Origin of the sequence: Synechococcus sp. Nb3U1, from assembly GCF_021533835.1 — a bacterium.
GTDB lineage: Bacteria > Cyanobacteriota > Cyanobacteriia > Thermostichales > Thermostichaceae > Thermostichus.
The window spans coordinates 430,051-443,598 of sequence record NZ_JAKFYQ010000001.1 but is presented as its reverse complement, the minus strand read 5'-3'; the positions used below and the strand labels follow the sequence as shown (position 1 = coordinate 443,598).

The following is a 13,548-nucleotide window of genomic DNA, read 5'->3' as shown; positions in this document are numbered from 1 at the left end:
AGAACTTGCCCCCCATGCTACCTGGGATCCGGTTGGTGCAGGTAAGTCTGAAGGGCAGCAGCGATCGTCTCATTTCCCTGCAGATCCAATCCATCCGGCATTTGGGGTGGGCGGGCGGGATGCCTGAAAAAGTCCCAGGATCCCTGAAAAAACTCCTCTGGGGAGAGGATGCGATGCCAGCCATAGCGCTGCAATCCTTCGATCAGCAGTTCCGACTCGGCAAACCCAGAACGGGTGACACAGGCCATGGGAGTGCGGCTGCGCAAGGCTTCTGCCAAAGTGCCATAGCCCGGCTTGGAGACCACCCAGTGGCAAAGGGGCATGACATCCGCCGGTCGCCACACCTGCCCATCCAGCAGGGTCAAATTGGGTAACGGTGGGGCCTGCCGGTCAAAGGTGAGAAACTGCCAGTCGGGAAAATCTTGCAGCCGATTATAGGGAAACCCTTGTAACCCCAGTCCTCCGAAGGTGAACAAAGCCGTGGGCTGATCCAATGGCAACTCCAGCTTGGCAGCCACCGCTTGCGCCGAAAATTGAGGATCCCCGCCCGTCAACCCCACCGTCTGCTGGTGCGGAAAAGCACTCATGGCCTCACCAAAAGGCAACCGAAACAGGTGATCGCATTGCCCGTACAACTCTCGGATCCAGTCCACAAAGGGCTGAAACTCAGGGCCGTAGTCTTGGTAGATAAAATCCCAGCCAAAGTTACTGGCCATCCAACAAGGGATCCCGGCAGCTTTGGCAATAGCAACCGCGATCGGCGGCACATCCCCAAACACCAACGGCACCCGATGGGTACGAATAAAATCAGCTTCGGCTCGGATCAGAGCAGCCGATCTAGCTTTGAACTCCTTCAGGGCCGTCAACGTGGCCGGTAAATCTGCCTGCAGGCCATCCGGCTGCACCACCCCCACATCCAACCGCCGAGGCCGATGTAAAAACTTCCCCTGTACATAGCGATCCAATAGCCAGCGCGGCACTGGAGTCACAAAAATCGGCAAAATACTCGGATCCCGCTGCAACAGGGTATTGATCACTGCCGCCAGACGGGTGGTATGGCCGAAGCCGTGGGCGGTCACCGCAACGTAGAGAGGGATCGGACTCATGGCAGATCCTCAAGAAAGAACGGCATCCGCAGCAGGCTTTTCCGCCCGGGATCCCAGACCATATAGGTTACTGGCAATGATCAGCCCTAACCCTACCACCGATCCCAGCGCAATCGGTTCGCGCAAAATGACAGCGATCAACCCCAAAGACAGAAATGGCGTTACATACACCCCATTGGCCAGGGATCCGCGATGGCCTGTCAATTCCAAGGCCCGCAGCCAAAACACAAAGGTAAGTCCCATCTCTGCCAACCCAATATAGGCTGCCCATCCCAACCCAGCCCCATTCCACTGCACCGTCTGGAAAGGTAGCAACAACAGACAATAGCAGCTACCAAAAACAAACCCCATCCACAGCTTCAGCACCCCATCCCGACTATCCCGCACATTCAGCAGCCAGTAGAGCGCCCAAATCCCAGCACTACCCACCGCCAGCAATACCCCCACGGGATCCCCCCCCTGTAACGTCTGCCAGGATCCCCCGGTGGCCACCAACACCACCCCCAGCAGGCTCACCCCCAAAGCCAGGAGCATCCGCCAGCGAAACCGTTCACGCAGAAGAGGAACCGCCAACAGCGCCAAAGCTACCGGCCAGGTGTAATTGAGAGCCAAGGCTGCCTGTGCCGAAAGTCGGTCGTAGGCTTGGAACAACACCAGATAATAGCCAAAGGGGTTGAGCAGCCCTTGCACAGCCGAGAGCTGAATCTGGGCTCGACTCTGCCGCGAGATCAACCCCGTTCGTCCGGTGAGCAACAAAACAACCCCCAGCACTAGGCAGGAACTGAGGGCGGAGAAAATGAGCAAAACCGGCGGCGAGAAGTGCTGTAACCCCAACTTGAAGGCGCTCGCAGCCGTGGCCCAGCCCAAGATGGCCGCTGCCAGATAAAAATAGGCTCGCAAGGGATCCCTGGGGAGAAAGGCCATCAGAAGCTATCGAGATCGCTATCCCCCTGATCCGGTTTGGCCCCAGAGCGAAGGCCCAGCCGTGGGGCCACCACAAAGACGTAGAGCAAATAGCCCAACCCCGCCACCACTGCCAGCTTGAGGACGGTGCCAAAGACCCGGAAGAACAGCCCTACCAGCAGGATACAGCCCAGGATGGCGAAGACGGTGAGCAGCGGGCGCCCCCAAGTCTCCATCAGAGATTGAACAGGATTCTTCTGAGGTGCAGAGGCAGCGGCTCCCTGACCCGCAGAGGCCTGCTCCAACTCACACTCGATCTGTTTCAGCCGCTCTTGTTCCGAAGAGGAAAGCTCAGACATGGGGAGCAATCTCCAGCATCGCCATCTCTATCTTAAGGGCTGTCTCCCCTGCCGAGACAGTTAGGCGCGGACAGACGGGATCTCTTGGGCCATGCTTCGGAAGATATCCAGTGCTGGGCCAGGGCGACGGTTGGGACGTGGAGCAGATATCTCATTGGGCACAAAGGGCTTCTCCACCACCACCTTGGGCTTACTAACTGGAGCAGTTGTAGCCACTGTTACAGGGCTGGGGGCAGCGGCATCCATCACCTCAGCAGTTGCCGATTGGATCGGGGTGCTGGACACCTGAGCAGGATCCGGCGCAGAACGGAACGGGCCGGTAACAAAATCCCAAAGGCCGCCGAAGAGAATACCAAAGAAGGAGAAAAGACCACCGAAAAGTTTTTTTAGAATACTCATGGTTGATTGTGAAGAAGGTTCGCTAAGGGTCGTGAAGTTATGCAACTTGTCCTTTATTATTGTTAAGAACCTACAACTTGGCTATGAGTAAATATGCTCTTTTCTTGGGCATTGCCAGGGAAATGGCTGGTTCTACACGCGCCGACCCTGGGCATCAATGCGCTGAATCGGCACCACCCAATCCAATTCTTCCAACTCCAACGGTTCGGTAGCCCCGCCACCACGGCCTAGGCTAAAGCTATCGGCTGCCGACAGATTCACGTCATACCCAATATCCGCCATAGAGCCAACGGTGAGAATGCTGAGAGGGTTAGCCACCTCCCGATCAATGCGAGTGGTCATCAGCTCCCGGCCCAAGGCGCTCTCCCGCCAATGGGAATCTCGGGATCCCGTCCCAAACTGATTTTCCAGGGGAACAGAGGTGGCACTACTCCCCAACGTATTGAAGGCATTGACGGCACCGAGGCCAATAAACCGAGGATCGTAACCAGCAGGGGTGGGCTGCTCTCGCCCCACCAAACCCACGGTTAGCCCCTTAGGTTCCCAAATGATGGGCAAAAAGCCAAGTGCATGGCCTAGCTCATGCAGGGCGGTAATGGGCAGGTCGCCGCGTCCTTCCAAGTCCGACAAATTTTGGGTATTGAACACGATGACGGAATAAAAGGGCAACCCATTAGAAGCTCGCACAAAGCAGGGGGCGGCTCCCCCTAAAATTCGTTGGTCGTTGAGGTTTCTGGCCCGCACTTCCACCAACAGATCATCAATTGGGAAGTTGAGGGGCGTGCTGGGAAACCCTGGATCGCATTCGTTGGCTTGAATGTTGGTGGGGGGCAAATCCGGCTGATCCCCAACGATAATTTGTTGCCAGCGCAGGGCAGCACTGCGGATAAGCGATTGCTGGCTGGGGCTGAGAGTGTTGTCTGGAAAGCGAATGTCGAGGGTAAATTGGGCAACAGGTGGCAAAGTCGGAGTGGGAGTAACCGTTGGAATTGGGGTGGGAATCACGCTGACAGGAGGGGATCCCCCACCGCCGCCGCAGGCTTTCAGCGCCATGACCAACAGCATGGCCATCAGGGATCCCACAAGGCGAAGGCCCCATGATCTCCCCATAAGCTGTTGCAGCTTCAAAAAAAAGTTCATCCCAAAACCAAATGAATGACAAAAAGGGTACCTGCTACCCAGACGGATCATACCGGCTGTGACCATCCTCACGGCAATGATTTGCGTCACACCCCACCGGGAAGCGGAGATCTGTTTTCGGGGCAAATTTCGGGGCAAACCCTCTCACCCCAGCGAGTCAGAGGAGCTGTCTTCCTCTTCTGCATCCCAGCCTGCCGCCAAAACATCCACCGCTGCCGCCCGCAATGCCTGGGTGTCTTCCAAAAGCTGCACGGGATCCGACAGGGGATCCGATAAAGGAACCAGACGCAAAATGCGACTGTCCTGAACCAGATCGATGACCACACCGGGCTGATCCGTACCGGAACCGGCAGCTTCTGATGGAGAGGGATCCCGCAAGCAAAGGTAATCGAAGCTGTCAATGTTGAGGTAGAGGCTACGATTCACCACCAATGTGGCCGCCGTGGGATCCTGAAACACCTCCATCACGTAGCCCTCCCCCTGTTTTCGCACGCAGCCATCGATGATATCGAAGTAGCGAACACGCCCCAGATCCGCCAACAGCCGGTAAATATCTCGCTTGCTAACTAAGGTTCCAGCATCCACAATGCAGGGAGCACAAGGGCGAGTGTCTGTCATAGGGTAGTCGGTCTTAAACAGTGAATCGAATCCAAAAACAGTAAAAGGCGGGCAAAAGGAATGAATACTATCTAGAAAAACATTGCTCTTGACTAATCTAAACAGAATTATCGCTGACAAATAATAAACAGTGCTCTTGATTAGGAGCATTGACCAATCATTGGCTAATCAATGAAGATCAAGAGGTCACCTAATCAACCTAAAACTTAAACAAATGCAAACAGAAATATTCCTCACCAGTTTCATCCACAGACATCCAAGCTACTTTCAGGAGAAGGCTCAGCCATAACTTTCATTGACTCTATCACAGCCTTCTCAAAAGGGGCACACCTCGTCATTTCAAGCCTAATCTCCGAGAGAATACAAGAGAAGCTAATGGATGTTTATCAAGATTTTGACTATATATTGTGGAAAATCAAATGAACAGGGAGCTTTGGACTCTAGATATTGTAGATTGATCCGTGAACAGACCACCTGCGCTTAAACCTCGATGGTTGACGATCCGCAGAGGGTAACATAGTGTACCAGACACCACCCCCGTGGAAGCGTTCCCCGTTTCTTGAGAGAGATGACCCCTGCCATGTTGACCACCCCCCAACGCCAGACCATCCCTGTTGTCGATTTCGCCACCTTTCAGAAAGGGACAGCACGTGAGCAAGAGCAGTTTATCCAGGAGGTGGGGGAAGCCTTGCAGCAGATTGGCTTTTTTGCCCTGATCAACCATGGTCTATCGCCAGAATTGATTCGTGAGGCTTATCAGGCGGCAGAGGCTGTCTTTCTTCTGCCAGAGCCAGTGAAGAGAGCTTATGAGGATCCAGCCCTGCTCGGGCAGCGGGGATACACTCATTTCGGCAAGGAGCACGCCAAAGATCACCCCTACCCCGACCTGAAAGAGTTCTGGCACATTGGGCGCGAAGGAGATCCAAACCTACCTGCCAATGTCTGGCCACAGCAGGTGCCCCAATTTCAGAGGGTGATGATAGAGCTGTTCGCCCAGTTGGAAATCTGTGCCCAGGGCCTGTTACGGGCGGTTTCGTTGTATTTGGGGGAACCTGCCGACTATCTGCCAGAAATCGTCGAGGGAGGAGCCAACCTACTGCGGGTGATTCACTATCCGCCGATCCCTGCCGAAGCCCCTCCCCAGAGTTTGCGAGCGGCGGCCCACGAAGACATTAATCTAATCACACTTTTATGCGAAGCCACTGCACCGGGGCTAGAACTCCTGCAAAGAGATGGATCTTGGCTGCCCATTTCGGCTTTGCCGGGCCAGATCATTGTCGATGCTGGGGATATGTTGCAGAACCTCACCAATGGTCTGCTGCGCAGCACCACCCACCGGGTGACGAACCCCGACAACGATCGGGAACGCCGGTTCTCTATCCCGTTCTTTGTCCATCCGCGATCTGAGGTGGATCTCACGCCTCTACCGACTTGCGTAGCCCGTACCGGCGGGATCCCTGTCTTCCCTGCCCTGACGGCTGGTGAGTACCTCAATCAACGACTAACCGAAATTGGCCTGGCGGGATCCCCGGCCAAGGGATAGCTCAGCACCGAATCCCTGTCTAGGTTTCTGTGGGTTTCGTGAACAACGGGACTGGGCGGATTCGAACCGCCGACCTAGCGCTTAGGAGGCGCTTGCTCTATCCATCTGAGCCACAGCCCCAAAGTAGGATTTCAGCCTGTATCAAAGGGTTTTGCACCTCACTTGTCTTATCTCATCTGTCAAACGAGTCCCATTTTGACCGATAATGTCGTTGAAAACGGGCAAGCTGGCAGACAAGGCAAACACAGTGGTAGCAGTGAATGAACGGCTGAAGGGTTACGGCGTCAGTCTATCTCAAGTCGGGGAGGCTTTGTATCTGGAAGCTACCCTACTTCCAAAAAACAACGGGGTTGGAGCTCCAACTCAGTATAGAATCCCAGCTAGCTCAGCCACAATTGAGGGTATTGAATGGTCAGAGGCTCGAGCATTTGAGGTAAAATCTGCGAAGCGCTACGGATTAACAATCTCGCTAGAGCCGAAACGCTATAGACATCGGTTGAGACCAGCAGAGAGAGATAAAGGTAAGGCTAGCCGACCACTGGCGACTATGCCAGAAATACTGGTGCGGCTCAGCTCGATCGTCAGACATCATTTCAGCTTGTATTTTTGCTATTGAAGCAAAGTTGAAAAGTCAAAAGGAGACAATAATGGATGACCATACCTTAAAGCAAGAAATAGCCAAAGCTGACAAAGCGATCAACGAACGCGATTTTGATACTGTAGTCAGTTGCTATACAGAAGAAGCGGTATTGGTTGTTAAGCCTGGGACACTGGTACAAGGTCGTGAAGCTATTAAAGTGGCTCATAAGAAAATTTCTGACTACTTTAACAATAGTCTTAATGTTTCGCAAGGTAACATGGTTATTATTGAGGCAGGAGATATAGCGTTGGTTTTGTCGAAGACTTATATTGAGTCTCCTGAAAAGCTAGATTCAGAGTTTACCACTGAAAGAAATGCAATTTACGTCTATATAAAGTCTACTGATGGAAAGTGGTTGTGTGCTATTGATAATTCATACGGCGTAGAGTTATTAGGAACAAATGTCTAACAACGCCCATGCACGCCGACCCCCGTGGAGTTGATTGGTTACGATGCAAAGGTTATCTGCGGCGGGTGAATGCAACCGTTAGCCTGCTGGTATCTTGCATTATGGCTATACTTACTCGTGGGCGGATGGGATCTAAAGAGTCATAAGTAGGAATAGACATGCATCCAGAGGATACAGCAGTCCGATACAATCGTATTGCCCATTGGTGGCAGCTTCAGCACCAAGATTCACTTTATAGTATTCTACAGTTGAAAAGGGCGATTCAATTTACTTTTAAAAGATAATATGTGCTAGATATCAGGCGTGGAAGCAGTGGACGTTTAATTAAAACTCTAAATCAACATGGATTTCAGGCAGAAGGATTTGATATCTCCGGTGAAATGGTTAATTTAGCTAAACAAATGCATCCAGAATTCACTTTCTACCAAGCAGATATTTGTTATTAGCATCCTCCCAAACTTTACAGTTTGATTGTGGCTTGGGATAGTACGTTTCATCTACCGCTTGATATGCAAGAACCTGTGATGAAGAAGCTATGCGATGCTCTTGAGCCTGACGGTGTGCTGATGTTCACCTGTAGAGTCGGGCACAAACAAAGTGAGGTTTCTGGAACATTTTAAGGTCAAGACTTTGAGTACGGCACTCTGGGCGCAAATGCTTTCCTCAAGATTTTGAATGAGCAACATTGTACATGTCTTCATCTCGAATACGATCAATACCCTGAGAACCATGTTTATATCATTGCTCAAAAGACTAGATCGTCTACTGGAATGGATGTGAAGAGTCCCGAGTAGTCAATGTTTGTCTATGAAGTACAATTGCTACAAAGCGCAGGCTAACAATGCATTGGAGCGAACTTGCCGATGTTATCTGTGAACATTCAGAATGATCTCCGGCGGCTCATATCAATCATTATGCGGCTCAATTTCTAGGCTGTTACGGCAACCAAAAGATCATTCATTGAAGCTGATTGATTGACAAAACCGTATGATTTATCAGACCTACCAACCTCGATCGCCGCTCTCACAGTTCGTTGAGTTTCTCTGGTACTGGAAAGGAGATAACTTACCGTCTCGATCATGCATATTGCCGATTGGCTCAATGGAGTTAGTGATCGACCTTCACGAAGACGAGATCCCACTCTTTGATCTTTACAATCAAATTCAGTCTGGTAGTACCAAAGGCGCAAGAATCTGTGGCGTCCATTCTCAAGGCTTTATTATTGTTAAATATCAAAACTGTTCTGTGATAGGCGCACACTTTAAACCAGGGAGACATGGTGCTTTCTTCACAATTCCAGGAGGGGAATTGCATAATCAAATCATTTCTCTAGAAGAATTATGGCAGAGCTCAGCTACAGAATTACGAGATTTTTTACTAGATAAATCGACGATAGAAGACCGTTTTCTGACATTGGAGCAGTTTCTACTGAGGAAGATACAGCCAATCGAGTGCTATCCAGTCGTTGATTTTGCTTTGTGTGAGTTTGAGCGCTTGCCAACTACTCTAGTGAGTGCAGTGACGAATCAAATCGGGCTTAGCACTCGCCACTTTAATCAGCTATTTCGCAACCAAGTAGGGCTAACTCCCAAACTATATTGTCGAGTTCGGCGATTGCAACGAGTTCTGCGTCTTATAGAGGGCAAAAAGCAGATCGATTGGATGGATATCGCTTTTACCTGTGGCTACTTCGATCAGGCCCACTTCATCCATGATTTTCGGGCATTTGCAAATTGTACACCCACTGAGTATGTAGCAAAGCGCGGCGTTCATCCCTGCCATATAGAGCTATCGGATTGAGGTCATTTTTTTACAATCCTTGAGTACCCATACTGCTCCATAATGTCTCGTGATGTTTTAACCTCACTATCACTTTGTAGGAAGCATGATGGGCAGCGTCGCAATTATCTATTTTTCTGGTACAGGAAATACGCATCTCATGGCTAAAGCAATTGCCTCTGGGGTTCATCGTCACGCTGATACTCGCGTTGATCTACTGCAAATTGCAGGCACGCAAATCAAAGATGGGCGATGGTCCGATGAAAAGTTTATGAAAAGCCTCCAAATGGCAGATGCAATTCTATTTGGTTCTCCGACCTACATGGGTGGGCCTGCTGCTCAGTTCAAGGTATTCGCTGATTTCACTAGTGAGATATGGTTTGCGCAATCTTGGAAAGACAAGCTAGCGGGTGGGTTTACGCATGGTGCGGCGCTCAGTGGCGACAAATTGAATACATTAATTTATTTCAGTATCCTCGCGGCTCAACATGGCATGGTATGGGTAAACCCTGGAGAAATTGATTGTACAGTAGGGGGGACAGCCGATGAAACGAATCGCCTGGGATCTTATTTGGGGGTGATGGGACAAACCTATTTGGGCTTTGAGCGACAAGAACCAGAACTTCACCCAGGTGATCGCCTAAGCTGCGAACATTTTGGGCAACACATCGCAAAATGGGTGCATCGAATTAAATAGCTCCAACCCTTTAGCATTACGTTAATCAAGCATCAAGTCCTTGAATGTATCGCAGAAGGGACAGTCACCTTAACATTTCGTCGGTGGAAGCACCTAGCGGTTAAAACAGGGGGAAGGTTTTGCCTAGCTTAAGGGCTTCCTTCATAACAACAATCATGCACACTGACCGTTGAGAGTTGATCAGTTATGTTAATCAGTTATGACGCGAAGATGATTTGTAGTGGGAAATTGACAAAGTTAAGCATCACACGAAGCACTACCTAATCAAGTACAAACAGGAGAACAAAAGTGTATCATGTAACCTCGCAAGACGGAACAAAGATAGCCTTTGACCGCGTTGGTCATGGCCCACCAGTCATCATAGTGAGTGGCCTGCTCTGCGACCGTAGCAAGACTCAAAAGTTGGCCGAGCACCTCGCACAGTCGTTCACAGTGATCAACTTTGATCGTCGAGGACGAGGCGATAGCAGCGATACAGATCCGTATACAGTTGAGCGCGAGATCGAGGACATTGCTGCACTCATCAAAGAGGTTGGTGGTACTGCGTCAATCTATGGCCATTCTTCTGGCGCGGGTCTCGCCTTGAATGCCGCAGCTAGCGGATTGGCTATGACCAAGCTAGTGCTGCATGAGCCGCCATATGGTTCTGACGATGAAGAAAGTCAACGAAGTTCGCGTGAACTTGCTGAGAGCGTCAAAGCAGCCCTCTCGGAGGGTAAACAGGCTGATGCCATCACTCTATTCATGACAGCCTCTGGCATGCCAGATGAAGTGATCGAGGACATTTGTACCGATCCCACGATGCTCGCTATGGCTCCTACGATGGTGTATGACCACGAGGTCATGGGAGACTTCGAGAGAGGGGGAACGATACCAGTTGAACTTGTCAAGGCTATCAAGATCCCAACACTCGTGATTGCTGGGGGAGCTAGCCCCGATTTCTTCCGGGATACTGCCATCCAGATCGCGGAGATTCTGCCCCAGGGAAAGCTCGTAATTCTTGACGGGCAGGATCACGGGGCTTCTGCTGAGGTAGTTGCTCCAGTGGTGTCGGCGTTCTTTAATGACGCCTAACATCATTCATCTAAGAGCTCTATCATCCCATAATTTGCTTGGAGTGGACTGTTGAAAGCTCTTGGTGCATTGAGAAGAGGATGGTTTGCAACTGCTTAAGCGAACCCTTAGGCGGCTTAGGCGGTTGGTTGGGAAGATAGTCTGAATGTAATCAGTTAGTACTGATTAGGACTATAATTTATGCAAGTCACTGCTTCTGCAATTTCACTCAATGTTGATGATGTAAATGCATCCGCCACATTCCTCAAGCAACACTTCGGCTTTAGCGAGGAAATGTCAGCCGATGGCTTTGTATCACTTTCTAGAAAAGATGTTGGGTTTAACATAATCTTCCTGAGAACTGGGTTGGAAAGCTTCAAGCCAATCCATCTGCGCGGACACAAAGCAGACGGTTTGTTGATTGCCTTAGTGGTAGATGACATCGATACAGAATATGATCGAATACAGGCAGAAGGAGTGAAAATTACGACTACAATTGAAACCGAACCCTGGGGAGAACGATTTTTTCAAGTCAGCGATCCAAATGGTATTGTGATTCAACTTGTCCAGTGGATAACAGAGCCAAAGCAACAATCATTGAAATGATGTGGTCTGCTATCAAATCATTTGTTGGGTTATTCCCATGCCAGAACAGAGATGAGATGAAAAAGCTAACAGAGACCGGGCTATCTCTAATTGAGCAGTCTGCATTTATCAATTGGATGACCAAGTTCTGTTACTGTGCTAGCTAATTAGCGAAAGGGCTATACTGACTCAACAACTATTACTACAAAGAGGATGTATGAGTCGTCTCTATTTCTTGGCTACAGGCTGCGGAATCTCTGTTGTTACCAGTTTACTGTTGATTAAGTGGACATTGGGTGTATCTATTGGGCGGTCGCCGCGTGAAGTCACCGAACAAATGATAGGAGTATCCCTTCCAAAAGGCGTCAAACCGGAAGTTCGGTTTGAAGGGTTACTCGGTTCCATCCCAATCAATGTTGAATATAAAGCCTATGTGCATTTTTTAATGTCATCAGACGACCTTGAGGCATTTGTAAATCGTCTAGGTTGTCCGTATCCAACAAAAGAAAATGGATATGAGTGTTATTTGACATATATGCAAGATTCTGGCGGGCGTCCACCAACGAATGGAACAGCAGAGTTTCGTTTCTTCCAATTTAGATTTCGCGAAGACAATAGTGTACTGGTTCAGATGCGCTTACTGGCTACCTAGTGGTGCCTAGCAGGTAACCGGTAATGAGTAATGACAGTGGCAAAGATCTATTCGTCCAGAATCCAGCTAACAAGCCTAGTGCGGCGGACTCTCAAACACCATGGTGCTGAGTTTCAGGTTGTTAGTAGCCGCTGACTGGGGTCGTTATCTGTCTGGAAAGATCAAGGTAAACCCCAAGCTTCAGCACGCTCCGCCAACCAACCGGAAGCCCGCAATTCCTCCAGCTCCCGATGCACCCGTTGCCGCAGCTCCGCACGCTCCAATCCTTTCGGTAGGGCAATGCCCAACTCGACTGTGGCCAAAGGGGATCCCAAAAACTGATATTCAGGATGCTCCGCTAACCACCCCGCCAGTACCGAACGATCCGCTGCCCAGGCCTGGACTTCTCCTGTCAGCAGCAATTCGGATCCCATGACATAGGAAGCTACTGCCACCAACTCCACCCCTGTCAAAGAGCGATTCAGGTGAGGGATAGCGCTGGATCCCTGCAAAACAGCAACACGACCGCCCCGCACATCAGACCACCTTGTCCACTGAAGGGAACGAGCCACCACTAAGCTAGGGCCATCCTGGTAGTAAGCCGAGGTGAAATCCACCTGGCGGGCACGATCTGGGGTAATGCCAATCTGGGCAATGGCCAGATCCACTCTGTCTTCGATCAATGCCTCCAGCCGTTCTAAGTTAGAAACCGGGATCAACTCTACAGCTTGTTCAGAACCCAAGAGCCGGGATCCAATCTCCTGGGCCAGCTCAATCTCAAACCCCTGCAACTCCCCTTGGGGATCCCGAAACCCCAGCGGCTTCAGGTTGTCTTTCACTGCAATACGGACTTGTCCAGAGGCAATGATCTCTGCCCAAGGGCGAGCAGCCACAGGGATCCCATTCAAGCAGCACAAAACCGCCCCCATCACGAGAGAGCCAGCCAAAGCAGACAGGGATCCCATTCTGACTAAGAAGCTCGAGACTGCCTTGCCTCGGCAATCACCTGGGTGAACGCCTCCGGATCCAACATGGCCAGGCGGGCCAACATTTTTCGATTCAGCTGGATATCAGACTTTTTCAGGCCATCGATGAACTCGTTGTAGCGCAAGCCCTGAGCGCGGGTGGCAGCATTGATACGGGCAATCCACAGCTGGCGAAAATCCCGCTTCTTGCGGCGACGATCCCGATAGGCACTGCGCAAAGCCTTCATCACCTGCTGATTGGCGGTGCGAAATAGCTTGGAACCTGCTCCCCGAAAGCCTTTGGCTAGCTTCAGGATTTTCTTGCGGCGTTTGCGGGCGACGTTGCCCCGTTTCACTCTCATGGTCGGTACTCGAATATAGACGTTGAATTAGATGCTGAATGGCAAACAGACCCAGGGATCCCTTCTAGCAGTCGGCAATCCTAGTGGGTATTGGGTAACATCAGGCGCACATTGCCTGCATCCCGTTCATCCACAAGGGCCACTCCCGCCAATTTGCGTTTGCGGTTGGTGGTTTTGTGCTCGAACAGATGGTTGTGTCCGGCCTTGCGACGCATAAATTTGCCGCTGCCAGTGAGGCGAAAGCGCTTGGCTGCTCCCTTGCGGGTTTTGATTTTGGGCATGACAATAACCGCAGAATGCTGACGGCTGGAGCTAAAGGTCACAGTCTTCTAGCATAAGGCAGGAAGGCCAGGAAGAGC

At 50.9% G+C, this 13,548-nt stretch carries 16 protein-coding genes and 1 tRNA gene; 7 read left to right on the top strand and 10 right to left on the bottom strand.

Annotated features, from left to right (window positions below; all coding sequences use genetic code 11):
• Nucleotides 1–17 precede the first annotated feature (17 nt).
• The 6 genes from L1047_RS02090 to L1047_RS02065 all read right to left on the bottom strand — a co-directional run bounded on the left by L1047_RS02090 (nt 18) and on the right by L1047_RS02065 (nt 4,525).
• Complete coding sequence (locus L1047_RS02090) at nt 18–1,106, bottom strand: glycosyl transferase (RefSeq protein WP_235277040.1); 1,089 nt, start codon at nt 1,104–1,106, stop codon at nt 18–20.
• A 9-nt stretch (nt 1,107–1,115) separates the two neighbouring features.
• Nucleotides 1,116–2,030 (bottom strand): DMT family transporter, encoded by a 915-nt coding sequence (locus L1047_RS02085; RefSeq protein ID WP_235277039.1) that lies wholly within the window; start codon nt 2,028–2,030, stop codon nt 1,116–1,118.
• Complete coding sequence (locus tag L1047_RS02080) at nt 2,030–2,368, bottom strand: hypothetical protein (protein ID WP_235277038.1); 339 nt, start codon at nt 2,366–2,368, stop codon at nt 2,030–2,032. The genes L1047_RS02085 and L1047_RS02080 overlap by 1 nt, the downstream gene beginning before the upstream one ends.
• 60 nt (nt 2,369–2,428) lie before the next feature.
• Nucleotides 2,429–2,767, bottom strand: coding sequence for a hypothetical protein (locus L1047_RS02075; RefSeq protein WP_235277037.1), 339 nt, complete (start codon nt 2,765–2,767; stop codon nt 2,429–2,431).
• Nucleotides 2,768–2,899: 132 nt separating this feature from the next.
• Complete coding sequence (locus tag L1047_RS02070) at nt 2,900–3,838, bottom strand: leishmanolysin-related zinc metalloendopeptidase (RefSeq protein ID WP_235277036.1); 939 nt, start codon at nt 3,836–3,838, stop codon at nt 2,900–2,902.
• A 213-nt stretch (nt 3,839–4,051) separates the two neighbouring features.
• Entirely contained in the window at nt 4,052–4,525 is a 474-nt protein-coding gene (locus L1047_RS02065; RefSeq protein ID WP_235277034.1) for a hypothetical protein, read from the bottom strand.
• Nucleotides 4,526–5,105: 580 nt separating this feature from the next.
• Between L1047_RS02065 and L1047_RS02060 the strand changes: the two genes are divergently transcribed.
• Nucleotides 5,106–6,068, top strand: coding sequence for an isopenicillin N synthase family dioxygenase (locus L1047_RS02060; RefSeq protein WP_235277032.1), 963 nt, complete (start codon nt 5,106–5,108; stop codon nt 6,066–6,068).
• 46 nt (nt 6,069–6,114) lie between these two features.
• On the opposite strand, the gene L1047_RS02055 is transcribed toward L1047_RS02060, so the two are convergent.
• Nucleotides 6,115–6,188 (bottom strand) — tRNA-Arg (locus L1047_RS02055).
• Between the two features lie 527 nt (nt 6,189–6,715).
• Here L1047_RS02055 and L1047_RS02050 point away from each other — a divergent pair.
• From L1047_RS02050 to L1047_RS02025, 6 genes are all read left to right on the top strand, one after another.
• The gene (locus L1047_RS02050) at nt 6,716–7,117 is read left to right on the top strand and encodes a YybH family protein (protein WP_235277030.1); all 402 of its coding nucleotides are present in this window, start codon (nt 6,716–6,718) and stop codon (nt 7,115–7,117) included.
• Nucleotides 7,118–8,104: 987 nt separating this feature from the next.
• Nucleotides 8,105–8,917, top strand: a complete 813-nt coding sequence (locus L1047_RS02045; RefSeq protein WP_328286019.1) for an AraC family transcriptional regulator — start codon at nt 8,105–8,107, stop codon at nt 8,915–8,917.
• A gap of 85 nt (nt 8,918–9,002) precedes the next feature.
• Nucleotides 9,003–9,593, top strand: coding sequence for a flavodoxin family protein (locus tag L1047_RS02040; RefSeq protein ID WP_235277026.1), 591 nt, complete (start codon nt 9,003–9,005; stop codon nt 9,591–9,593).
• Nucleotides 9,594–9,881: 288 nt separating this feature from the next.
• The gene (locus tag L1047_RS02035; protein WP_235277024.1) at nt 9,882–10,667 is read left to right on the top strand and encodes an alpha/beta fold hydrolase; all 786 of its coding nucleotides are present in this window, start codon (nt 9,882–9,884) and stop codon (nt 10,665–10,667) included.
• Nucleotides 10,668–10,847: 180 nt separating this feature from the next.
• Nucleotides 10,848–11,252: a VOC family protein gene (locus L1047_RS02030; protein ID WP_235277022.1), complete on the top strand. Its 405-nt coding sequence runs from the start codon at nt 10,848–10,850 to the stop codon at nt 11,250–11,252.
• 196 nt (nt 11,253–11,448) lie between these two features.
• Nucleotides 11,449–11,883 (top strand): hypothetical protein, encoded by a 435-nt coding sequence (locus tag L1047_RS02025; protein ID WP_235277020.1) that lies wholly within the window; start codon nt 11,449–11,451, stop codon nt 11,881–11,883.
• A 161-nt stretch (nt 11,884–12,044) separates the two neighbouring features.
• On the opposite strand, the gene L1047_RS02020 is transcribed toward L1047_RS02025, so the two are convergent.
• From L1047_RS02020 to rpmI, 3 genes are all read right to left on the bottom strand, one after another.
• Nucleotides 12,045–12,809: a transporter substrate-binding domain-containing protein gene (locus tag L1047_RS02020; RefSeq protein ID WP_235277018.1), complete on the bottom strand. Its 765-nt coding sequence runs from the start codon at nt 12,807–12,809 to the stop codon at nt 12,045–12,047.
• Nucleotides 12,810–12,832: 23 nt separating this feature from the next.
• Nucleotides 12,833–13,189 carry a 50S ribosomal protein L20 gene (gene rplT, locus L1047_RS02015; RefSeq protein WP_235277016.1) on the bottom strand — a complete coding sequence of 119 codons (357 nt, stop codon included), beginning with the start codon at nt 13,187–13,189 and terminating at the stop codon, nt 12,833–12,835.
• Nucleotides 13,190–13,269: 80 nt separating this feature from the next.
• On the bottom strand, nt 13,270–13,470 hold the full coding sequence (gene rpmI, locus L1047_RS02010; protein ID WP_235277014.1) for a 50S ribosomal protein L35: 201 nt from the start codon (nt 13,468–13,470) through the stop codon (nt 13,270–13,272).
• Nucleotides 13,471–13,548 lie beyond the last annotated feature (78 nt).